The organism is Rhodomicrobium vannielii ATCC 17100, assembly GCF_000166055.1.
GTDB classification, from domain to species: Bacteria; Pseudomonadota; Alphaproteobacteria; order Rhizobiales; family Rhodomicrobiaceae; genus Rhodomicrobium; species Rhodomicrobium vannielii.
This window is the reverse complement of the sequence record NC_014664.1, coordinates 3,571,049-3,593,510: the sequence shown is the minus strand read 5'-3', so window position 1 is coordinate 3,593,510 and position 22,462 is coordinate 3,571,049. Positions and strand designations below refer to the sequence as shown.

General features: G+C 62.4%; 18 protein-coding genes, 1 tRNA gene and 4 pseudogenes. 17 read left to right on the top strand and 6 right to left on the bottom strand.

The features are described 5' to 3' along the window. The first annotated feature begins 3 nt into the window (after positions 1 to 3). The 6 genes from ybgF (at position 4) to RVAN_RS16500 (ending at position 7,592) form a co-directional block, all read left to right on the top strand. The gene (gene ybgF, locus RVAN_RS19310) at positions 4 to 930 is read left to right on the top strand and encodes a tol-pal system protein YbgF (RefSeq protein WP_013420843.1); all 927 of its coding nucleotides are present in this window, start codon (positions 4 to 6) and stop codon (positions 928 to 930) included. A 319-nt stretch (positions 931 to 1,249) separates the two neighbouring features. Then, positions 1,250 to 2,605 carry a tRNA lysidine(34) synthetase TilS gene (tilS, locus tag RVAN_RS16520; protein WP_245258004.1) on the top strand — a complete coding sequence of 452 codons (1,356 nt, stop codon included), beginning with the start codon at positions 1,250 to 1,252 and terminating at the stop codon, positions 2,603 to 2,605. A 105-nt stretch (positions 2,606 to 2,710) separates the two neighbouring features. Continuing rightward, positions 2,711 to 4,636 (top strand): ATP-dependent zinc metalloprotease FtsH, encoded by a 1,926-nt coding sequence (gene ftsH / locus RVAN_RS16515; protein ID WP_013420841.1) that lies wholly within the window; start codon positions 2,711 to 2,713, stop codon positions 4,634 to 4,636. A 186-nt stretch (positions 4,637 to 4,822) separates the two neighbouring features. Continuing rightward, positions 4,823 to 6,403 carry a dipeptidase gene (locus RVAN_RS16510; protein WP_245258003.1) on the top strand — a complete coding sequence of 527 codons (1,581 nt, stop codon included), beginning with the start codon at positions 4,823 to 4,825 and terminating at the stop codon, positions 6,401 to 6,403. A 273-nt stretch (positions 6,404 to 6,676) separates the two neighbouring features. Beyond that, positions 6,677 to 7,438 carry a DUF502 domain-containing protein gene (locus RVAN_RS16505; protein WP_013420839.1) on the top strand — a complete coding sequence of 254 codons (762 nt, stop codon included), beginning with the start codon at positions 6,677 to 6,679 and terminating at the stop codon, positions 7,436 to 7,438. Between the two features lie 78 nt (positions 7,439 to 7,516). Beyond that, positions 7,517 to 7,592: transfer RNA gene (locus RVAN_RS16500), tRNA-Lys, on the top strand. 407 nt (positions 7,593 to 7,999) lie between these two features. On the opposite strand, the gene RVAN_RS16495 is transcribed toward RVAN_RS16500, so the two are convergent. Continuing rightward, on the bottom strand, positions 8,000 to 8,146 hold the full coding sequence (locus RVAN_RS16495; RefSeq protein WP_155942498.1) for a hypothetical protein: 147 nt from the start codon (positions 8,144 to 8,146) through the stop codon (positions 8,000 to 8,002). Between the two features lie 120 nt (positions 8,147 to 8,266). Beyond that, positions 8,267 to 8,539, bottom strand: a pseudogene (locus tag RVAN_RS19820) (LysR family transcriptional regulator); the annotation flags it as partial. A gap of 154 nt (positions 8,540 to 8,693) precedes the next feature. Between RVAN_RS19820 and RVAN_RS16490 the strand changes: the two are divergent. Both RVAN_RS16490 and RVAN_RS20620 read left to right on the top strand, forming a co-directional pair. Further along, positions 8,694 to 9,701 carry an alpha/beta hydrolase gene (locus RVAN_RS16490; RefSeq protein ID WP_210160442.1) on the top strand — a complete coding sequence of 336 codons (1,008 nt, stop codon included), beginning with the start codon at positions 8,694 to 8,696 and terminating at the stop codon, positions 9,699 to 9,701. Between the two features lie 157 nt (positions 9,702 to 9,858). Further along, positions 9,859 to 10,551, top strand: a pseudogene (locus RVAN_RS20620) (sulfatase-like hydrolase/transferase); the annotation flags it as partial. Here the strand turns inward: RVAN_RS20620 and RVAN_RS21210 are convergent. After that, a complete protein-coding gene (locus RVAN_RS21210; protein ID WP_425337408.1) occupies positions 10,489 to 10,806 on the bottom strand; it encodes a helix-turn-helix transcriptional regulator in 318 nt (105 codons plus the stop codon). The pseudogene RVAN_RS20620 and the gene RVAN_RS21210 overlap by 63 nt on opposite strands. Positions 10,807 to 10,845: 39 nt before the next feature. Here RVAN_RS21210 and RVAN_RS16480 point away from each other — a divergent pair. From RVAN_RS16480 to RVAN_RS16455, 7 genes and pseudogenes are all read left to right on the top strand, one after another. Further along, a pseudogene (locus RVAN_RS16480) lies at positions 10,846 to 11,103 on the top strand (methyltransferase); the annotation flags it as partial. 550 nt (positions 11,104 to 11,653) lie between these two features. Beyond that, a complete protein-coding gene (gene kdpF / locus RVAN_RS19810) occupies positions 11,654 to 11,743 on the top strand; it encodes a K(+)-transporting ATPase subunit F (RefSeq protein ID WP_081449509.1) in 90 nt (29 codons plus the stop codon). Positions 11,744 to 11,750: 7 nt separating this feature from the next. Continuing rightward, entirely contained in the window at positions 11,751 to 13,460 is a 1,710-nt protein-coding gene (gene kdpA / locus RVAN_RS16475) for a potassium-transporting ATPase subunit KdpA (RefSeq protein WP_013420836.1), read from the top strand. Positions 13,461 to 13,467: 7 nt separating this feature from the next. Beyond that, positions 13,468 to 15,537, top strand: coding sequence for a potassium-transporting ATPase subunit KdpB (gene kdpB / locus RVAN_RS16470; RefSeq protein ID WP_013420835.1), 2,070 nt, complete (start codon positions 13,468 to 13,470; stop codon positions 15,535 to 15,537). A 9-nt stretch (positions 15,538 to 15,546) separates the two neighbouring features. Further along, entirely contained in the window at positions 15,547 to 16,179 is a 633-nt protein-coding gene (gene kdpC, locus RVAN_RS16465) for a potassium-transporting ATPase subunit KdpC (protein WP_013420834.1), read from the top strand. 5 nt (positions 16,180 to 16,184) lie between these two features. Next, on the top strand, positions 16,185 to 18,902 hold the full coding sequence (locus RVAN_RS16460; RefSeq protein WP_013420833.1) for a sensor histidine kinase: 2,718 nt from the start codon (positions 16,185 to 16,187) through the stop codon (positions 18,900 to 18,902). Continuing rightward, positions 18,899 to 19,585 carry a response regulator transcription factor gene (locus RVAN_RS16455; protein ID WP_013420832.1) on the top strand — a complete coding sequence of 229 codons (687 nt, stop codon included), beginning with the start codon at positions 18,899 to 18,901 and terminating at the stop codon, positions 19,583 to 19,585. The genes RVAN_RS16460 and RVAN_RS16455 overlap by 4 nt, the downstream gene beginning before the upstream one ends. 226 nt (positions 19,586 to 19,811) lie before the next feature. Here RVAN_RS16455 and RVAN_RS16450 read toward each other — a convergent pair whose 3' ends face one another. From RVAN_RS16450 to RVAN_RS20905, 3 genes and pseudogenes are all read right to left on the bottom strand, one after another. Then, on the bottom strand, positions 19,812 to 20,042 hold the full coding sequence (locus tag RVAN_RS16450; RefSeq protein ID WP_169309574.1) for an N-6 DNA methylase: 231 nt from the start codon (positions 20,040 to 20,042) through the stop codon (positions 19,812 to 19,814). 7 nt (positions 20,043 to 20,049) lie between these two features. Beyond that, positions 20,050 to 20,292, bottom strand: coding sequence for a hypothetical protein (locus tag RVAN_RS20910; protein WP_041787788.1), 243 nt, complete (start codon positions 20,290 to 20,292; stop codon positions 20,050 to 20,052). 122 nt (positions 20,293 to 20,414) lie between these two features. Beyond that, positions 20,415 to 20,600 (bottom strand): annotated as a pseudogene (locus tag RVAN_RS20905) (DUF2945 domain-containing protein); the annotation flags it as partial. A gap of 103 nt (positions 20,601 to 20,703) precedes the next feature. Between RVAN_RS20905 and RVAN_RS16440 the strand changes: the two are divergent. Together RVAN_RS16440 and RVAN_RS16435 are read left to right on the top strand one after the other, a co-directional pair. Then, complete coding sequence (locus tag RVAN_RS16440; RefSeq protein WP_013420831.1) at positions 20,704 to 21,561, top strand: hypothetical protein; 858 nt, start codon at positions 20,704 to 20,706, stop codon at positions 21,559 to 21,561. 104 nt (positions 21,562 to 21,665) lie between these two features. Continuing rightward, the gene (locus tag RVAN_RS16435) at positions 21,666 to 22,151 is read left to right on the top strand and encodes a hypothetical protein (RefSeq protein ID WP_169309573.1); all 486 of its coding nucleotides are present in this window, start codon (positions 21,666 to 21,668) and stop codon (positions 22,149 to 22,151) included. Positions 22,152 to 22,462: the final 311 nt, after the last annotated feature.

The following is a 22,462-nucleotide window of genomic DNA, read 5'->3' as shown; positions in this document are numbered from 1 at the left end:
ACCATGAGACGCATTATTGCTGCATCCGTTCTCTCTCTTGCCTTAGCCGCGCCGCTCGCAGACGCCCAGGCTCAGGCGCGCGATAACACGGCACAGCGCGTCGATCGCCTCGAAGAACAGATCAATAACTTGCAGAGCGTCGTCACGGCCGTCGAATCGCTCGCGAAAAGTGGTGGCGGCGCGGGCGGTGGCGCGAATTCGGCCGATCTCAGCCGCCTTTCAGCGCAGATCGCGGATCTGACACAGCGCATCCAGCGTCTCGAAGCGCGCCTCGCGTCCGCTTCGCCGGGCGCTGACCCGACGCAGCCCCGAACCGACGCAGCTTATAATAATACCTTCACGCCAGCGGCTGGCTTCGAGGCGAAGGAGCCGTTGAAGCCTCTCGGCGAACCGGCACCCACGCCCGATCGATACGGCGCGGCGCAACCTTCGCAACCGGCCGACGCCTTCCCGCGCCGCCAGACCGCCAGCGCCGGACAAGCGGCCTCCCCGGTCGCGCCGCGCATCGGCACAGACGCAACGCCCGCCGCGCTTCCCGCTTCGGGCGGCGCGCGCGCGCTGTTCGAGCAGGGCACGGGCGCGCTCAACCGGCGCGAATATTCGGCCGCCGAGACCTATTTCCAGCAGGTGGTCGACCAATATCCGAGCGATCCGGTTGCCGGGCCCGCCTATTATTGGCTCGGCGAAACCGCATTCGTCAGCGGCGAATATCGCACGGCGGCCGACCGTTTTCTGAAGACGTTCACCGCCTATCCCAACACCGAGCGAGCACCGGAAGCGCTTCTGAAGCTGGCCATCTCGCTTCGCAGGCTGGGCGAGAAAGCCGCCGCCTGTGACTCCTTCGCGGAATTGCAGCGGCGCTATCCTCAGGGACCCAAAGCCGTGCTTCAGCGCGCGGAGGTCGAGAAAAAGCGGGCGGAATGCAGTTAGCGCCACCCGACGGAAGTGGCGGCTTGAGGGACATCCGTCGCTGCGTGAAGGCGGCGATCTCTGCCCGGTGGGCCAGACTTTCCCCCCTTTGAAGCCGCCTCCGATTTTTTTATAAGCATAGATATTGCCAATTAGAGCGCGTTCCGATCTGATCAGGTTTGCTTTCTCCTGATTAGCCGGGCGCCCTGCCGTGCCGCGCATTCCAGGCGGCTGTGGCTTGATGGGGGATCAAATCGCTTATTGCCGAAGTGTGGCGACGCCGATCCACTTCGATGACGCAAGAGGGGCGGAACGGCGACCACAAAACGACGGTAGGACAGTGCCGACTGTTATAAACGATAGCGAAATCAGGAAAGCCTTCGCCTCGGTGGAGGCATCCCCCGCCCTCGTGCTTGCGGTATCCGGCGGCCCTGACAGCATGGCGCTGATGCATCTCGCGCGGCGCTGGGCGACGCTCGCGAGTCGGCAGGCCGCCACCATCACGGTCGCGACCGTCGATCATGGCTTGCGTCCCGAAAGCGCGGAGGAAGCGACCTTCGTCAAGGCGCACGCGCGCGCTCTCGGCTTCGAGCACGTCACGCTCGTGTGGAGCGGCGAGAAGCCTTCCGCCGGTCTTCAGGCAGCGGCGCGACGCGCCCGATACGCCTTGCTCACGGCGCAGGCGCGGGTTAACGGCGCGAGCCTTCTCACGGCGCACACCCGCGACGATCAGGCGGAGACGCTCATCATGCGACTTTCGCGCGGCAGTGGCGTCGACGGGTTGTCCGCCATCGCACCGGTATCGGGGCGGGATGGCGTGCGACTTGTCCGCCCGCTCCTTGGGTTTTCGAAGACGCGGCTTACCGCCTATCTGCGCGCGCGCCACGTGCCGTTTGTCCGCGACCCAAGCAACGAGAATACCGCTTTCGAGCGCGTACGCCTTCGCCTCGCCATGAAGGCGCTGGCGAATGCCGGCGTCTCGAAAGCCGCGCTCGCGCTCAGTGCCGCTCGCCTCGGACGTAGCCGCGCCGCGCTAGACGAAGCGGCCGAGCGTTTCCTCGACGGGTTTTTCCGGGTGTCGCCGCTCGCGCATGGCGAGATCGACCGCGAAGCTTTCGACGCGCTGCCCGACGAAATCGCGCTCCGGGTGCTGGCCCGCGTGCTGCCGCTCGTCGGCGGAAGGGCCGAACCACCGCGCATGATGCGCCTTGAGCGACTTCTCGAAAATTTGAGGTCAAGGAACAGCGAGGCGACGCTGGGCGGTTCGCTCATGATCGCGGCGGCGGGCCGCCTCTCCTTCTACCGCGAGCCGGGCCGCATGAAGCCTGAACCTCTATTTCTGGAACCCCGCGTCGCGGTTCTATGGGATCGCCGATTTCTGGTCTCGGCACCGACCGCTGCCGCCTGTGAGGGGCAAGTCCGGCCGCTCGGAGAGCCCGGCTGGACGGCGTGGCGCAAGGAACGCAAGCAACTCGGTCTGTCCGCCGAGGCCAACCGGCTCGCCGCGCTCGCCACGCCCGCGCTCTGGCGCGTAGACAAACTTCTGGCCGCTCCCGTGATCTCGGGCGAAGGTTACGCGTCCGCCGTTCCGTCCGTCACAGCAAAGCTTGCCCCCCCTCTTGCACGGTTTTTAACCCGCTTGCCAAACACGACCTCAAGTGCGCTTGGCAAAGACACACCCATACCCTATCTTTGAAAGGCTTGGCGCGCACCGCCTCGCTCTGTGGCTTGAAGACTGAGGCCGGTCGTCAAGTCGCGCCTTCACGCCGCGCAGACGGCACCAGAGGAAACCAACGCCTCCATGAACTCGAACTTCCGCAATCTGGCAATCTGGGTCATCATCGCGCTGCTTCTCGTGGCGCTTTTCAACCTTGTTCAGAACAATCCGCGCAGCACTCGCGCGAATGAGATGAACTATTCCCAGTTCCTGAACGACGTCGAGAACAAGAACGTGCGGGCCGTGACGCTGGCCGGCAATCAGATTGCCGGTACGCTGAACAGCGGTCAGACCTTCGTCACTATTGCTCCGAACGATCCCCAACTCGTCGATCGTCTCTACTCGAAGGGCGTCGCCATCAACGTGAAGCCGGCAACCGAAGACGTGCCGTCACTTCTCGGGGTGCTTTTGAACTGGTTCCCGATGCTGCTTCTGATTGCGGTGTGGGTCTTTTTCATGCGGCAGATGCAATCGGGCGGAGGCCGCGCGCTTGGCTTCGGCAAGTCCAAGGCGAAGCTTCTAACCGAGAAGCAGGGCCGCGTTACGTTCGATGACGTGGCGGGCGTGGACGAAGCCAAGGAAGAGCTTGAGGAAATCGTGGAGTTCCTGCGCGATCCGCAGAAGTTCCAGCGGCTCGGCGGTCGCATCCCGCGCGGCGCGCTGCTCGTCGGCCCTCCCGGCACCGGCAAAACGCTGCTTGCGCGAGCCATCGCTGGCGAGGCGAATGTGCCGTTCTTCACAATTTCGGGATCGGACTTCGTTGAAATGTTCGTCGGCGTTGGCGCTAGCCGAGTGCGCGACATGTTCGAGCAGGCGAAGAAAAACGCGCCCTGCATCATCTTCATCGACGAAATCGACGCGGTCGGTCGCCATCGCGGCGCGGGCCTTGGCGGTGGCAATGACGAGCGCGAGCAGACATTGAACCAGCTTCTCGTCGAGATGGACGGCTTCGAGGCGAACGAGGGCATCATTCTCGTCGCCGCCACGAACCGACCGGACGTGCTCGATCCCGCGCTGCTGCGTCCGGGCCGTTTTGACCGCCAGGTGGTGGTTGCTGCGCCCGATATCGTTGGACGCGAGAAGGTTTTGAAGGTTCACGTGCGCAAGGTGCCGCTGGCTCCCGACGTCGATCTCAAGGTTATCGCGCGCGGCACACCGGGCTTTTCGGGCGCGGACCTCGCCAACCTCGTCAACGAAGCCGCGCTGCTCGCGGCGCGCCGCTCAAAGCGGGTCGTCACCCAGCACGAGTTCGAGGATGCAAAGGATCGCGTGATGATGGGTGCCGAGCGCCGCTCGATGGCCATGACGGAAGAGGAAAAGCGCCTCACCGCGTATCACGAAGCAGGCCATGCGCTCGTTTCGATCTTCGCCGCGGGCAACGATCCGCTTCATAAGGTGACAATCATTCCGCGCGGTCGTGCGCTCGGCGTGACGTTCAACCTGCCGGAACGCGACCGTTACAGCATGAAGAAGCACGAGATGGAGGCCTATCTTGCGATGGTCTTCGGCGGCCGTATCGCGGAAGATCTGGTCTTCGGCCCCGAGAATGTGACGACGGGCGCGACCAACGACATCAAGCAGGCCACCAACATGGCGCGCGCGATGGTGACGGAATACGGCATGAGCGATAAGCTGGGCCGCATCCGATACCGCGACAATCAGGAAGAAGTGTTCCTCGGGCATTCGGTGGCGCGCTCGCAGAACATGTCGCAAGAGACGGCGCAGCTCATCGACTCCGAGATCCGCCGCCTGATCGACGAAGGCGAGCAACACGCGCGGAACATCCTGACCGAGCACCTCGAAGATTTGCACACGCTTGCCAAGGGTCTGCTGGAATACGAGACGCTTTCGGGCCAGGAAGTCCGCGACCTGCTCAATGGCAAGCCGCCGGTTCGCGAGTTCACCATGAAGGAAGACCAGCCGAAGCGTCGCTCGGCAGTGCCGACCACGGGCGGACGCGCGCCGCGCAAGGACGATCTTGGCGGCATGGAACCTCAGCCGTCGACTTAGGCGGGTGACGGCGCCTCTTGCCCGCTGCGCAAAGTATCCTCTGAATACCTGCTGAGATGGCCGCCTTCGGGCGGCCATTTTGCTTTTTGGGCGCGCCTCTCTGCTATAAGCTCAAGCAAAGGTTCATGGTTTTAGGTAAGCGGCGAGATGTTTCGGCGCGGTCTGTTGGCTCCGGCGACGCGGCGGATGAGGCTGGCGGCGGCGATGCTGACAGCCGCGCTGGCGGCTTGGCTCTCCCTTGGGATCGGCGCTGAAACGTCGCCCCAGATGTCTGCAAGCTCGCGAGCCGGTGTTTCGGTCGCCGAGAACGCGGCGGCCGCGACAATCGCCGCAACGAACCGGGAAAGAGAGGCGAAAGTGCCAACGACATTCGACGTTCAACCCGTGCTCGCGCGAGTCGAAGCCGATTTCGACAACGCCGTCGGGCGCTATCTCGATTTTCTGCGCATCCCCTCGATCTCGACCGATCCGGGCTACGCGAAGGACGTGCGCCGCGCGGGCGAGTGGCTCGCCGCCGAGTTTCGCGCGCTCGGGTTCGAGGCGACGCTGCACGACACGCCCGGCCATCCGATCCTCGTCGCGCACCACGCGGGCGCAAGCGCCGCCGCGCCGCATCTCCTCTATTACGGCCATTACGACGTTCAGCCGGTCGAACCGCTGGAAGAGTGGACATCGCCGCCGTTCGAGCCCGCCATTGTCGACGGCCCGCACGGCAAGCGCGTGGTCGCGCGGGGCGCGGTGGACGACAAGGGGCAGGTGGTGACCATCCTTGAGGCTCTCCGCGCATGGAAGACGGTGCATGGCGCGCTGCCCGCCGAAGTCACCGTGCTGCTTGAAGGCGAGGAGGAAAGCGGCAGCGTCTCGCTTCCGGGCTTCCTCGCCGCGCACGCAGAGATGCTCCGCCGCGCCGACGCCGTGCTCATAAGCGACACGAACGCCTGGGATATCGATACGCCCGCCATCACCTACCGGCTGCGCGGGAACGTCTATGTCGAGATCACGCTCGACGGCCCATCGCACGATTTGCATTCCGGTCTGTATGGCGGCGCGGTGGTGAACCCGATCAACGCGCTGACTGAAGTGCTCGGCCAGCTCCATGACGCCAACGGCCGCGTGCAACTTCCGGGCTTTTACGACGGCGTGGCGGACTTGTCCGAGGCAGAGCGCCGCGAGTGGGCCGCTCTGCCGTTCGATGAGAAGGGCTTCCTCGGCGAAATCGGCCTCACGCAGTCGACGGGCGAGGCGGGCTTCACCACGCTCGAACGCATCTGGGCACGCCCGACCGCCGACATCAACGGCATCTGGGGCGGCTATACCGGTGAAGGCTCGAAGACGGTGATCGCCGCCCGAGCCTCCGTGAAGGTCAGCTTCCGCACCGTGCCGAACCAGAACCCGCAGAAAATCCTCGACGGGCTGAAGGCATTCCTCGACGCGCGCACTCCGCCCGACTCGAAATGGACCATCCGGCAGTTCGGCGCGTCGGAAGGCATCCTCGTGCCAGCCGACGGGCCGTATATGCAGGCAGCGCGCGCCGGTCTTCAGGATGTGTTCGGCAAGCCGGCGGCGATGGTCGGCGGCGGCGGGTCGATCCCGGTGGTGGGGCTCCTGCAAAAGGGGCTCGGCCTCGACTCGATCCTCGTCGGCTTCGGTCTATCGGATGACCGCATTCACAGCCCGAACGAGAAATTCGAGCTGAAATGCCTCAAGAACGGTATTTTGAGCCACGCGGCGATACTCGGCCGCATCGCGGAGATCCGGAAGAACTAAGGCCGCACGCGCGGAGGCGGGGCAAAGGAACGCCGCGCAGCTTTTTCACAGACGCGCACGAGAGGGCGCCGCCGAACTTGTTCGGCGCGTTCCCGTGCTGCGCTGCAAACAAACGAACCCGCATCCCCCCGCGCCTTTCAGCGCATTGCAACGCACCTCTATATTTTGCGACCAACAAACGGTACGCATGGTTTATGTGTTCGCGGTATACTGAGGCCGCACCGAAACCAATGATACCGCATGAACAGCCCGTTGGACGAAGGAGTGTCGCGCATGCTGAACTGGATCTCCCAAGTCTGGAGAACCAGCGTGATCGGTTCGTTTCTCGCGGGCCTGCTGTTTCTACTCCCGATTGTCCTCACGGTCTTCATTGTCGCGTGGATCATCAATTTCGTGCGCGGCGCCATCGGTCCCGGCACCGTGCTCGGCGATCTCTTCACGCGCGGCGGCAATTATCTGATCGGCGGCAGCCAGGACACGCTCGCGTTCTGGCTTGGCATCGGCATAGCGCTCATCGGCATCTGGCTTCTCGGCTTGATCGTGAAAACGCGCGCGAAAAGCATCATCCAGAATTATCTGGACAGCCTGTTTTCGCGGGTGCCGCTTATCCGTTCGATCTACAGCCCGGTTTCACGCGTGGTGCGGCTCGCAACCGACAGGACCGGCGCGCCGGGGGACCTGTCGAGCATGAGCGTGGTGTCGTGCCGGTTTTTCGGCGACGGAGCGCAGGGCGTCGACATTCTCGCGCTGCTTGCCAGCCAGCAACTTTTCACCATCGCCGGGGAGCGTCGCAGGCTCGTCTACCTGCCCGCCGCACCGATTCCCATGTCAGGCGGCCTCGTTTTCATGTCCGATAGCGCCATCACGCCCGTGCCTGACATGAAGGTGGACGACCTTCTCAAGATTTACGTTTCGCTTGGTGCGCTCGCGCCCGAAGTGCTTTACCAGAGCAGCGATCCGCGCCGCGCGGTCGCGGCGTTGCCGGGGCCGGGCACACCGCCGCCAGCGCCCATCACCAAGCCGGAGCACGTGTGAAGGAAATGCGAAAATGACGAAAAGCAGGCGTAGACATCCGGCTTCCAACGCATTATAGAACACGAACCGCGACGGAGCGGGCGCATAGCTCAGTTGGTAGAGCAGCTGACTCTTAATCAGCGGGTCCAAGGTTCGAATCCTTGTGCGCCCACCAACGCGATCAAGGGCTTAGCCCATACAGTGCGGATAATCTCAACATCAGGGTAACACTCGGGGTAACAATCGCACCGTTTCTGCTGTGGTGATCTGTCATGCCCCAGATCGTAAGGGCCAATTCTCGACCAGAAGCCCTTTCACGCGACGAAACTCGCAATCGTTGGCGGCAACCAGCGGGGACGCCCACTGAGAGCGTGTGAGCCGCGATGAGCATGTCCTTCGGCCCGATCGGCACACACTCGGCCTCAAGCTCCGCCAGCGCGATGATCCTTTCTTTGCGCAGCCAAGCCGAAGTTCCGTGTTATGACGCTTAGCGCGATGCCTTCGCTTCCAACGCGACCGTGCCTTGCGGGTTTCGACCAAGATCGGAAACGATATTGGTATCCAGCAGGTAGCGTGGCGCTCTCAAAGATCGGCGTCCCTGAGCGCCAGCAGCCCTTCATCGGCATCGGGAAAATCCTCGTCGAGAACCTTGAGTGCCGCGGGGATGGCGCAGATGGCCGCGCTCACGCTGCACTGCGCGTCACCTCGCCGGGCGTGATGGGTCGACAAGAGACATTTCCCGTCGGAATTGGCCTCGTCCGCAATCAAGGGTTGAGCGGCATTCAACTTTGCATCAGAGACTTAGTCTGGGTTGGGCCGACAAACGGACCAAATGGAAGCGGCTAATGCGCCGCGCGCGGCACGTTGCGCGGCCCTCACTGCGCGATCAGCTTGGCCTATGGCGCGGCGAGCCTCTTCGAGGAACGCGGCGCCAGCGTCGGTCAGGCGCACTTGCCGGGCGCTGCGGTCGAAAAGGTCCACGCCGATATCGCGTTCGAGCTTGCGGATCGCTTGTGAGAGCGGCGGCTGAGCCATGCCGAGCCGCGCCGCGGCGCGTCGGAAATGCAGTTCCTCGGCGACAGCGACGAATTGCCTGAACTGGCGAAGCTCGACGGTCGATATATCAGAGGTATCAAAGGATAGCTTTTTCACGCCTTACCATATCGAACTCATCCGGCTATGTCGTGCCTGGAAATGGGTCGAGGAAGAAATTATGGGGCGCAGCGCGAGAGCCGCTTTGATCGGCGTGCTGGCGATAATCGGCATGGGGATGCAAATGACTGCCCAGACGGCGCGCGCCGAGATCCTCCGCGAGGATTTTACGGTCGTGAACGAGGAGGGCATGCGGCTTTTCGTTCGTGAACTTCGTGACACGGAAGGCCGCCCTGATCGCGGGCCGATGCTGCTCGTCAATGGCGGGCGTCCAGGCGCTCTCGCAAGTTGGGACGTCGATGCGTCGCTCCCCTCTACGGCCGAAGAATTGGCGAAGGCTGGACACCGGCTCTACCTGATGGATGTGCGAGGCTTCGGCCTTTCCGATTTCCCATCGGAGATGGAACGCGGGCGGTTCGAAGCGCCGGTCGCGGTGCGGTCCGATGAGGCCGTCCGCGACATCGACGCCGTCATACGCGAGATCCGGCGGCGCAATCCCGGCGATGGGCGCCTCGCCGCCATGGGCTGGGCCACTGGCTCGCAATGGCTTGGCCATTACGCCTCGCTGCATCCCACGAGCATTGATCGGCTCATTTACTACAACGCAGCCTATGGCGGCCCGGCGGGAGGTTGGAGGCTGCAAGCGGACTTCGCCGATCCGAAACGGCCTGCGGACCTCGACTACAGCCGACACGGTGCCTGGCGACTGGCAACGGCGGATGATCTCGTCGGGCGCTGGCGGAACGAGGGTGTCGACCCCGCCTTTCTCGACCGTTATGTCGCCCTGGCCATGAAGGGCGACACTAAGGCTTCGCTTCGCACGCCTCCGAGCTTTCGTTTTCCCACCGGACCGGTCGACGACACGCTAAAGATGGTGAACGGTCGCCAGCTCTTCGACGCCTCGTTCATCCGCTCCCACGTGCTGATCCTGAGATCGCAGAACGACTTCTGGGCGCGGCCGACAGATGCGCAAACCCTGCTCTCGCATCTGACGAACGCCGCTTCAGCCAGGCTGGTCGAACTTCCGGGCGCGTCGCATTACGTTCACCTCCTGCCGAGCGCTGAACGGCGCAAGTTTCTCGATGCCGTTCTTGAGTCCACCGCGCCTTCGATACGGAGCGAGAAGCCGTGAGAAAAATCACAATGTCCTTGCTGAAGCGTGTCGCATTGTCGTGGCTTGCGCTCGCTCTGGCGACAGCCTGCGCGACCGAAGCAGCCGAGCGTCCGGTCGAGCGCGTGATCCTCTTCGGCGTTGACGGTCTCGCCGCCACCGCGCCCGAAAGATCGGCATGCCGACCTTCCTCGCCCTTGTCAGCGAGGGAACCTGGATCAAGAAGGCCTTCGTTGCGCCGCCGTGGCATCCGACAACCGGCCCGTGGGGCAACCTCCACTCCACGTCCTATCCGAACGTGGTTCAGCTTGCGGGGACGCTGTTCATCACGCCCGACACTCAATTTATACAGGAAGCGTGGCTGCCGCGCCGACCGACGCGCGGCGCGCCGGCGGGGATCACGGCACATGCCAAGAACAGCACCGCCTACGCCTCGCTCAACCGCGGCTTTCATCATACCTATATGCAGCGTGGCCCTGACAAGGATGTGGTCGACTGGGCGGTCGATCTCCTTCGGCGAACGGATGTGCGCTTCATGCGTATCCATCTTCAAAATACCGGCGAGGCGGGGCGCGTCGGCAGCGGCGATGAGACCAAGGATGTGCCGTGGCGTCAAAACATCTGGGCCGACGGCTCGCCTTATCGCATCGCGGCACTTGAAGCCGACCGCCAACTTGCGCGGTTCGTTGCGGCGCTGAGGGCCATCGGAAAGTGGGAGGGCACGGTGCTTCTTGTCATCTCCGACCACGGGCAGGCCGATCAGGGCTGGCACGCGCCGCTCTCCGAGGGGGCGTGGTCGACGCCCATGCTATGGATCGGTCCTCGCATCGCAACGGGACGCGTTCTGGATTACGGCGAGCACACCGATGTGGCTCCGATGCTTGCGCAAAAGTGCCGGTGTGATGCCAAGGCGTTTTCGGAAGATTGTGGTCATGTGCGCTTGCGACGAGAACCCGCATGCAACTGCAATATCGGCCAAATGCGTGTCAGTGCCGACGATCGAGCAGCGCGCCGCCGCGATTCGACAATCCACGATGTAGTCATGTGGCGTCTTGCCGATGGCGGCCCTGAAAGCGCGATTGAAAAAGCCTGATGAGAGACCGATGCTTCGAGCGACTTCGTTCACATCAAGAGAACCAGACAACCGAGCCTCGATATATTCATCGAGGGCGATGCGCTTGACACGCTCAAGGACGTCGGCGGCGAGGTTGATGTTCTTTCGATCGATGGCGCGTTTTCGCTGTACCTGCCGGTGCTCAAACTGATCGAGCCGCGGTTAACGCCCGGCGCTGTGATCCTCGGGGAAAACGCCTTTGCCGAGGACTATCTCGATTACGTCCGCACTCCCGCCAATGGTTATTTCTCCCGCTCGCTCGACATCGACGAAGGCCGCGGCAACGAATTCACCGTGCGGGTTGGCTGACGCCAGCCAGCAGAGCGACTGGCCCCCTCGGCAAGCGTAAATTGAACGAGACAAGCGACATCCGAATGTCCCGTTCAGAGCATTCCTGATATCGCTGCTCTCATCCGGCCTGTTAATCTCTTCCATTGGTGGGTGTTGGCGCAATGCGGAAATTGCCCGATGTCCACGTCCGCTCGGGGTCATCCTCGTCGGTTCCATCATCGTGAACGGCGGAAGCGGTCTGTAACCGGAAGGAAGGCTTCCGTCGAGATGGACCAACAACGGACCCCAAATATCGCCGCTTGCGATCTGTCCCAGATGGCAGGTCTTGGATTACTAAGCTGAAACGGCAAAGTGCGAACGCCCTTGCGCTGTTTGTATATGAGAACCCTATTTTTTCGCGCTTTCTCCTCCGTCGAACCTATATGCCACCCTGACCTATCCTTCGCCGGGTGAATAACGCATCGGGTGAGGAGTCCCATGTTCGAAGTTCTCATGCTCTGCATCGGCGTCGCGTTCTTCGCGGCAGCCGGGCTTTACGTTGCTGGCTGCGAGCGATTGTGAGGCGGCCATGCTGTTCGACTATGCGCTTGCAGGAGCCGTGTCGGTCTTCCTGCTCGTCTATCTCGTCTACGCGCTCATAAAACCCGAAAAATTCTGAGGCAGTCATGACTCTCGCTGGCTGGGCGCAGATCCTTGTGTTCTGCGCGATCGTTGTGGCGTCCGCAAAACCGCTCGGGGCTTACATGACCCATGTGTTTGCGGGCGAGCGCACTTTTCTTTCGTTCATCTTGTCGCCGGTCGAGCGCATATTCTACGCGCTGGCCGGTGTCGATCCGAAGGCCGAGCAGCGCTGGAGCGCTTATGCGCTCTCGATGCTCGCTTTCAACTTTGCGGGCTTCCTGCTGCTTTACGCAATCCTGAGGCTTCAGGATCTGCTCCCGCTCAACCCGCAAGGCATGGGGGGCATGCCGCCCGACCTCGCGCTCAACACCGCTGCAAGCTTCGTCACCAACACCAACTGGCAGAATTACGGTGGCGAAAGCACGCTCGGCTATTTCGCGCAGATGGCGGGGCTGACGGTGCAAAACTTCGTCTCCGCCGCCACCGGGATCGCGCTTGCGGTCGCGCTCATTCGCGGCTTTACGCGGCGCTCGGCGGCGGGCATCGGCAATTTCTGGGCCGACCTCACGCGCTGCACGCTCTACATCCTGTTGCCGCTTTCGCTCGTGATCGCGCTGACGCTTGTGTGGCAGGGCATGCCGCAAAATCTGAATCCATATGTAGAGACGACGACGCTCGAAGGCGGCAAGCAGGTGATCGCGCAAGGCCCCGTCGCGAGCCAGGTGGCGATCAAGATGCTCGGCACCAATGGCGGCGGCTTTTTCAACGCGAACGCCGCGCATCCTTACGAGAACCCCACGCCGCTTTCGAACATGATCCAGATGATCGCGATCTTCGCGCTCAGCGCGGGACTTACGAACGTCTTCGGGCGTTTGGCGGGCGATCAGCGGCAGGGCTGGGCGATTTTCGGCGCGATGGGCGCGCTGTTCCTGGTGGGCGTCTCGCTCGCCTATTGGGCCGAGGCAAACGGCAATCCTCTGTTAACCGCGCTCGGTCTGGATGGCGCGCCCGGCAACATCGAAGGCAAGGAGACGCGCTTCGGCATCGCGGCGTCGGCCCTCTTCGCCACGATCACAACGGCGGCATCCTGCGGCGCGGTTAACGCCATGCACGCCTCGCTGACCCCGCTCGGCGGCCTCGTGCCGCTCGTCAACATGGAGCTTGGCGAAGTCGTCATAGGCGGTGTCGGCGCGGGGCTCTACGGCATGCTGCTGTTCGCCATCCTCTCGGTGTTCGTCGCCGGGCTGATGGTCGGGCGCACGCCGGAATATCTCGGCAAGAAGATCGAGGCGCGCGAGGTGAAGCTCACCATGCTGGCGCTCCTTTGCCTGCCGCTGATGATGCTGGGCTTCACGGCGCTCGCTGTTGTCGTTCCGAACGGCCTTTCGAGCATCTCTTCGGCTGGTCCGCACGGCTTTTCGGAAGTGCTTTACGCCTACACCTCAGCCGCCGGCAACAACGGCTCGGCCTTCGCAGGGCTGTCGGGCAACACGGTTTTCTATAACACCACGCTCGCCATCGCCATGCTGGTCGGGCGTTTCTTCGTGATCATCCCGATGCTCGCCATCGCGGGCTCGCTCGCCGCGAAAAAGATCGTGCCGCCGTCGAGCGGGACATTCCCGACGAACGGACCGCTGTTCGCGGGCCTCCTCATCGGCGTCGTTGTCCTCGTCGGCGGGCTGACCTTCCTGCCCGCGTTGGCACTCGGTCCCATCGTCGAACATCTCGCCATGATCGCCGGACAAACTTTCTGAGGCACCCATGAAAACGTCGACCCTTACCGCGCGGTCGTCCGCGCTTCATCCCGGCATCCTCGCTCCCGCGCTTGCAGGCGCCTTCAGGAAGCTCGCGCCACAGCACATGATCCGTAACCCGGTCATGTTTCTCGTCGAGGTGCTCGCGGCGCTCGTCACCGTGTTGTTTATCCGCGATGCGGTTGCGGGGACGGATGACCTCGGCTTTCCGCTTCAAATCATCCCCTGGCTCTGGTTCACCGTGCTGTTCGCGAACTTCGCCGAGGCTGTGGCCGAGGGGCGCGGCAAGGCGCAGGCCGCGAGCCTCCGCGCAACCCGTGCCGATGTCATTGCAAAACAGCTGAAAAGCGCGGCCCGCGATAGCGATATCGAGAGCGTGCCCGCGCTGTCACTCAAGCCCGGCGATATCGTTCTCGTCGAGGCGGGCGACATCATCCCGTCCGATGGCGAGGTGATTGAGGGCATCGCTTCGGTGAACGAAGCCGCGATCACGGGCGAATCCGCGCCGGTTATCCGCGAGTCGGGCGGCGACCGCTCGGCGGTGACTGGCGGCACGCAGGTCATTTCCGACTGGCTCGTCGTACGCATCACCGCCGCGCAAGGTTCCACCTTCCTCGACCGCATGATTTCGCTCGTCGAAGGGGCACAGCGTCAGAAGACGCCCAACGAGATCGCGCTGAATATCCTCCTCGCGGGCATGTCGCTCATCTTCGTGCTGGCCGTGGCGAGCATTCCGAGCTTCGCAGCCTATGCGGGCGGGCAAATCTCGGTGCTCGTGCTCGTCGCGCTGTTCGTGACGCTGATCCCGACCACCATCGGCGCGCTTTTGTCGGCAATCGGCATCGCTGGCATGGATCGGCTCGTGCGCTTCAACGTGCTCGCCATGTCGGGCCGCGCGGTCGAGGCGGCGGGCGACGTTGACACGCTGCTGCTCGACAAGACGGGCACGATCACGCTCGGCGACCGGCAGGCAACCGCGTTTATCCCGCTTGAGGGCGTGAGCGAACTCGGACTCGCGGATGCGGCGCAGCTTTCCTCGCTATCGGACGAGACCCCGGAGGGGCGTTCTATCGTCGTCCTTGCGAAGGAGAAATACGGCCTGCGAGGGCGCGACCTTGCCGGACATTCCGTGCAGTTCATCCCTTTCAGCGCGCACACCCGCATCAGCGGCGTCGATGTCGATGGCGAGTCGATCCGCAAGGGCGCTGTCGATGCCGTTCTGGCGCATGTTCGACAGGTCACGGTCAATCCGAACATGGCGGCCGCACCCGATCTGCGGCAGATCGTCGAAGGGATTGCCCGAACTGGAGGAACGCCGCTTGCCGTCTCACAGGCGGGCCGGGTTCTCGGCGTCGTCCATCTCAAGGACATCGTGAAGGGCGGCATCCGGGAGCGCTTCGCCGAGTTGCGGCAGATGGGCATCCGCACCGTCATGATAACCGGCGACAATGCGTTGACGGCGGCAGCCATCGCGGCTGAAGCGGGCGTCGATGACTTCCTTGCCGAAGCGACACCCGAGGCGAAGCTCCGCCTTATCCGCAAGGAGCAGGCCGATGGCAAGCTCGTCGCCATGTGCGGCGACGGCACGAACGACGCGCCCGCGCTTGCGCAAGCCGATGTCGGCGTCGCGATGAACACGGGCACGGTCGCCGCGCGCGAGGCGGGCAACATGGTCGACCTCGACAGCGACCCCACAAAGCTCATAGAGATCGTGGGCATCGGCAAGCAACTGCTCATGACGCGAGGCGCACTCACCACGTTCTCCATCGCGAACGACGTGGCGAAATACTTCGCGATCATCCCCGCGATGTTCATCGCCTTCTATCCGCAGCTGGAGGCGCTGAATGTGCTCGGCCTTGCGACGCCGCAAAGCGCGATCCTTTCGGCGATCATCTTCAACGCGCTGATTATCGTCGCGCTGATCCCGCTGGCGCTTCGCGGCGTGCGCTACCGTCCCCGGCCAGCCGCGCAACTCCTTCAGCGCAATCTGCTGATTTATGGCCTCGGCGGGATCGTCGCGCCGTTCGTCGGCATCAAACTTATCGACATCGCCATCACATCCATCGGACTGGTCTAGAGGCTCGCCATGCTTGCAACATTCCGCCCCGCCCTTGTCATGATCCTTCTCATGGCCGCGCTGACCGGGATCGCCTATCCTCTCGCCGTGACCTGGCTCTCTCAAACCGCGTTCCTCGATCGCGCGAACGGCAGCCTCATCATACGCGACGGCCATGTCGTCGGATCGGCGCTGATCGGCCAGACCTTCACCTCGGAGCGTTATTTCCAGGGGCGCCCGTCGGCTACGGTCGCGCCAGACCCGGCCGACCCGTCGAGAACGGTGCCCGCTCCTTATAATGCCGCGAATTCCGCCGGCTCCAATGCGGGGCCAACGTCGAAATCGCTCATCGACCGCGTTCAGGCAGGCGTGGCGGACTACCGGCAAGCCAACGGCAGCGCGGGGCCGGTTCCAGCGGATGCGGCCACCACATCGGCGAGTGGCCTCGACCCGCACATCTCGCCCGCGAATGCCGCCGCGCAAGTGGCGCGTGTGGCCACGGCTCGCAATCTTTCGCCCGCTCGCGTTCGGGAGTTTGTCGCAGCCGCCACGGAAGAAAGAACGCTTGGCTTCCTCGGAGAGCGGCGCGTTAATGTGTTGCTGCTCAATCTGGCTCTCGATGATGAGTTGAAGGGAGCGCAGCAGGCTTCCGCCGCTGAGTGAAACCGATGGCCGACGCCAGGGAAACGAACCGGCCTTCGCCGGACGCGCTGCTCGAACTGGCCCGCAATGAAAATCGCGGGCGGTTGAAGATTTTCCTCGGCGCGGCCCCCGGCGTCGGCAAGACATACGAGATGCTCCTGTCGGCGCGCGCAAAGTGCACCGAAGGGGCGGATGTCGTCGTCGGCGTCGTGGAAACGCACGGCCGCCCCGAGACGGCGGCGCTTCTCGCTGGTTACGAGATCGTCCCGCGCAGGCCCGTGACCTACAAGGGCCGCATCATCGAGGAAATGGACCTCGACGCCGTTCTCGCGCGTCGTCCGCAGGTGGCGCTCGTCGATGAACTCGCTCACACGAATGCGCCGGGCAGCCGACACCCGAAGCGTTACATGGACGTGGAAGAACTGCTCGCGGCGGGCATCGACGTTTACACCACACTGAACATCCAGCACGTGGACAGCCTGAACGACGTCGTCGCGCAGATCACCCGCATCCGCGTGCAGGAGACGGTGCCCGACTCCGTGCTCGACAAGGCCGATGACATCGAGGTTATCGACCTCGCACCGGACGAATTGATCCAGCGGCTTCGCGAGGGCAAGGTCTACGTGCCGGAGCAGGCGCGGCGCGCGCTTCAGCACTACTTCTCGCCTGGAAACCTGACGGCGCTGCGCGAACTGGCTCTCCGGCGCACGGCGCAAAGAGTTGACGAGCAACTGCTCACACACATGAAGGCGCATGCGATCGAGGGGCCTTGGGCCGCCGGTGACCGCGTTCTCGTGTGCATCAGCGAAGACCCTCGCTCGGCGGGGCTGGTGCGCTATACGAAGCGGCTCGCGGATCGCCTGCGCGCACCGTGGACGGCGCTTTACATCGAGACGCTTCGCAGCCAGGACCTCTCTATCGCCGAGCGCGACCGCATCGCGGATACGCTTCGGCTGGCAGAGCGGCTTGGCGGCGTCGCGGCCACGCTGCCGGGGCGCGGTCGCGTTGCCGATGACGTGATGGACTTCGCGCGCTCGAACAACGTCACGCAGATCGTCATCGGAAAATCGGAGCGCTCGCGCTGGTTTGAAGCGCTGTACGGATCGGTGGTTCACGACCTCGTTCGCCGGTCCGCCAACATCAGCGTACACGTGATCGCAGGCGATGCGCTGAACAAGGAGACGATCCCGCGCAAGACGGTGCGGACAGCGACCTCAAGCGATGCCAGCGCTCTCGGCTACGTCGCCGCGATTGTGGCGACCGCCGGTGCCGTCCTCGCGGCGCGCCTCGCGCAACCCTACCTCGGCGCGGAAACGATCCCGCTCATGTTCCTGATGGGCGTGCTCGGCATTGCCTACTATTTCGGGCTGGGGGCTTCTCTGTTCGCAGCCATTGCGGCGATGCTCTCGTACAATTTCTTCTTCATTCCGCCGCTTTACACCTTCACCATAGCAGACCCGATCAATATCTCCGCCCTCTTCTTCTTTCTCTTCACCGCGCTTGCCGTCAGCAATCTGACCGCGCGCGTCCGGCGACAGGCTGAACTGGCGCGGAACAGGGCCGCGATCACGAGCGCGCTCTACGCCTTTTCCAAGAACCTCGCGAGCAACGCCACTTTCGACGATCTTCTCTGGGCTGCCGTTTCGCAAATCGCGACGTCGCTGAAAGCAGATGTCGTGATCCTCCTGCCTGAGACGAGCGGACAATTGAACGTTGCTGCGGCCTTTCCTCCGGGCGACATGATCGAGGATTCGGATGTTGGCGCCGCCAAATGGTCTCTCGATAACGGCTTCGCGGCTGGCAGAGGAGCGGACACCCTGCCGGGCGCGCGGCGCTTGTTTCTGCCGCTGAGAACCGGGCGCGGAGTCATTGGCGTGGTGGGGCTTGGACCCGGTTTGCGATCCGATATTCTCCTGACGCCGGACGAAAGGCGGTTGCTCGACGCGCTGATGGATCAGACGGCGGTTGCCATAGAACGTATAAAACTCGCGAAGGAAATGGACGACGCTCGCGTCGCCGCCGAGGCGGAGCGGCTGCGGGGCGCGCTCCTGACATCGCTTTCGCACGACCTTCGCACGCCGCTCGCCTCCATCCTCGGCGCTGCGAACTCGCTGCGGGAATATGATGAGTTGTTCGACGCGCAGGCGAAATCCGATCTCGTCCTTACCATCGAGGAGGAGGCTCAGCGGATGTCGCGGTTCGTGGCCAATCTGCTCGACATGATGAGGCTCGAATCCGGTGCGGTCAAACTCAGACGCGAGCCGGTTGACGTGACGGAAATCCTGGGCGCGGCCGTGCGGCGAACGGCTCCGCTCCTGAAGCATTGCACCGTCGAGTTCGACATCGAGCGGGATTTGCCGCTCCTGAACCTCGACCCCGTCCTCATGGAACAGGTGTTCGTCAATCTCCTCGACAACGCCGGAAAATACGCGCCGCCCGGATCAACCATCACGCTGAGAGCGCGGACGGTAGGTTCCTCGGTCCGCATTTGCGTGATGGACGAGGGGCCGGGCATTCCCGAGGACAAGCTGTCGCTGGTCTTCGAAAAATTCCACCGCGCGGATAACGGAGACCGGCAGCGCGCGGGCACCGGCCTCGGCCTTGCGATCTGTCGCGGCTTCGTGGAAGCCATGGGCGGCGCGATCTCGGCCGCGAACCGGTCGGACCGGACGGGCGCAATCCTCGCGATTTCCTTTCCGGCATCCTCTACCGTGCGGCTTCCTCATGAGCGGAGCGTCACATGACGGTTGCCGATCGCACTCTCGTGCTTGTTGTGGAGGACGAGCCTCAAATCAGGCGGCTCCTGCGCACGAGTCTGGGAGCCAACGGATTTGCCGTCGTTGAAGCGATCAACGGCAAGGCGGCGTTTGAGGCGATCACGCGCGAGCGGCCCGAAGTCATCCTCCTCGACCTCGGACTGCCCGACATGGACGGCCTTGCGATCATCGAAACGCTGCGAAGCTCGGGCGACAAAACGCCGATCGTGGTTCTTTCGAGCCGCGGCGAGGAAGCAACCAAGGTCGAAGCGCTGGATCTCGGCGCTGACGACTACGTCACGAAGCCGTTCGGCGTGGCCGAGCTGATCGCGCGGCTGCGCACGTCGCTGCGCCATCGCGTTCAGGCTGAGGGCGGCGAGCCGGTGTTCGAAAGCGGCGACCTACGCATCGACCTCGTGCATCGCCGCGTGACGCGTTCAGGCAGCGACGTGAAGCTGTCGCCAAAGGAATACGACATCCTGCGCCTTCTCGCGCTGCATGCCGGGAAAGTTCTGACGCACAAATTCATTATGGCCGAGCTTTGGGGCGCCAACGCCGATGTGCAGTATTTGCGCATCTATGTGCGCCAGCTTCGCGCGAAGATCGAAGCGCACTCCGAGAGCCCTCAGCACATCATTACAGAAACCGGCGTCGGCTATCGTTTGAAGTAGTAAGCCGGCTTCGCGGCTGTGCCAGGGTCACTACCTTGGCGGCACGGCGTCCGTCAAGCTAGACGACCTCGAAACGCCAGTGATGATCCTTCGGAACTGAATTCGAAGGCCTTCGACGATAAGGCTGAGACCTTTCATCAAAGGGAACTCGAGGGGAGACGGCAATCGGCGCGGAAGCGACCCTGCGAGAAGCATCGTGATCACGTCGGCTGTATTCTCCAATGGGTCAATTTCGCCATAGAGACCCGCAGGCCAGAAGCAAGCGGCCACTGCCACAGGCCGGATCGGCGATACGGGCATCTTCGGGCGCATTCTCGTCGATGGTGATGCGCGCCATGAGCTCGCACAGCGGCATCGGCGTGAAGAATTGCGCCATTTCGCGTTCGGCGGCGCGCTCGGCTTCGTAGATGTCGCCAAGGTGATCGCGGATGACGCCGTCGGCATTGTCCTGATGCATCGCCACATCATGGCGGAAGCGCATGCGCGAAATGATCCCCAGGGTGATCTGTGCCCGGCACGCGCGGCCCGTACCGGCTCATGGTTGCCATGTAGCGATCTTCATCGCGGGAAAACGCTGACAGCATGAGATCGAGCCAGTCGTCGAACTTCTGGAAAAACCGCCCCTCAATCTTGCGCAGCTCGCGAACAGCCGGATGCGTTCCCCCGTTGCCGGGCGGCGGAGGCGCGGAGCGACGTTGACGGGGCATGCCGCAGTGTGGCCGACCCTCCGGCAAGAAACCAGAGCCGGTGCGGGAACACTGCCTGGCCCGTGGTCCTGAGCAACCTCGTGTTCAATGCTCAGGCGTCGGGCGTCTTTGAGCGAACCCGGCTTATGAACGCCCTCTTTCCCGGACTTCGCGCTCTTCACCACGTATTCCGGGTTGTCCGGGCTGGCCTTGGCGGTATGTCCTTTGACGCGGGTAGGCGATGTGACCTTCTCCTTGACGGTGCCTTCGGTCTTGCCTTGCGAGGTCTGCCAGGAGACCCTGTCGCCGGGTTTGAGGGACTTTGGCATGACTTTACTCCTTTGCCGTTCCCCACATTATCCAAAACGCGGACTTATGTAGCAAGCGCAGGGAAGCCATCGATGCCAATTCGCTGAATTTAGGCGCTAAGCAATGACTTTCTACTTTTCACGATGTGGCAGGCTCAGCTATAGCGATGCTATGAGCGAAGGGACACATTACATTGAGCTTCGGCTAAATCTATCGCAGCCAGCGGAATTGCTCTCTTTGGTGGGGGCGTTCAGCGCGTTGGCAAATCAATTCGAGCAATTCATAAAACGGGAGCACCCACCCTTGGAAGGGCGTGCGAAACTGTACGTCCAGCATATCCATGCTAGCGATATTGTGCTTCAGCTTATTCCGTTAGTCCAAAATGCAATTGCCACGATGGATTCGGCATTGATCGTTGATGGATTCGCATCGCGGTATGGTGGCTGGCTGTCGAATCTATTCGAAGGGAAAAAGCATGAGAATGCGACCAAAAGTGACCTAAAGGACTTCATGAATCAGGTGGCAATAATAGCTACCGATCCAAATGCAAAGGCTACGCTTTCCTCAGCTGTATTTCACGGAACGTCTTCAACAAGCAAAGCCGTTCTTGAGTTTGACACGCAACAAGCTAGGCGCGCAGAGAAAATAATTGACGAGCACAAGCGAGAAATAGACCTGAAAGCCTATGAAGTGGCTGAGAATGTGCTTATGGTATTCTACCAGTCAAACCTAAGAAATCCAGATATACTTAAGCAGACATCAGAAAAGGCCATCATCGAAGCGGTTTCAAAGAAACCTCTCGCTATCGTGTATGCCAGCGAGATCGCCAAGGAACGGATCAAGCACGAGATGATGGCGGGGGAGCGCAACCTGTATCAACTTGGATTCTATGTCGATGTCTATGTGGAGCGGTTGGGGGGTAAGCCAGTCGCCTATCGGATTGCCCATGTCCATGATATAATTGAGCTTCCGGACGATTAGGTTTAGAACCGCATATCACATCCAGTCTTTCTTGGCGCCAAGTTCACGGTATGAACTATGCGGCATACGTATGGGCGTTGACTCGTTGCGGCGAATCCCCTCATATGCCGTCTATGGTCAGTGAGCGGGAAATTATTGTTGGCTTGCGGGCGCGTCTAGCCGAGACGGAAAGGGATATCTCCGTCTTGCAAGAGCGCGCCGTTAAATATCGCGACGCCATCGCAGCCATGGAAGCCGTTCTCGGCCTATTGGAAGACCAAGGCTCTAATCAATCCGACACTCAGACAAAACTAGGCCCGCCCCGCCCAAGCGGAGCGCCGACGAATTTCGAGATGGCGCGCCTTGTCCTTCTGTCCGCTCAAAAAGAAGGGAAGGCCGGTCTTACCGCTGCTGAACTGGTCGATGAGATCGGGCGCAGATACTGGCCCGGCGTCCAGGCCCCGCAGATCATGCCGACAATGTATCAATTGGCAAAAAATGGCCGGTTGATCAAAGGGGATGACGGCGTTTTCCGTTTCCCCGAAACGAATGAAACCGGCGAAGGCGAAAGCCACGACCGTGCTTCATCTGGCGGGAGTAATCCGGCCTGATTTCAAACGAGAAAATCCAAATGGTGAAGATCTTACCTGATCAGCCCCGCCGCTCAAGCTACCGGCGTCTACGGGGAGACTAATGAAAAAGGCCGATTTCCCGTTAGCAGCGGAAAATCGGCCTATGTGGTAGCGAAGCAACCGGCGTTCAACGCGAGATTCCTTCGACTCCAAGCAAGTCTAGAATCCCACGTTGGGCGCTCAACTGCAACTCCTTTTTGACGAAAGGGAGAACACAATGGCTTGCGCTCGCGTATGTCATTGGGTGTCCTCTTACGTGCGCCACCGCCTTGGGCGGATTGAGCATGTAT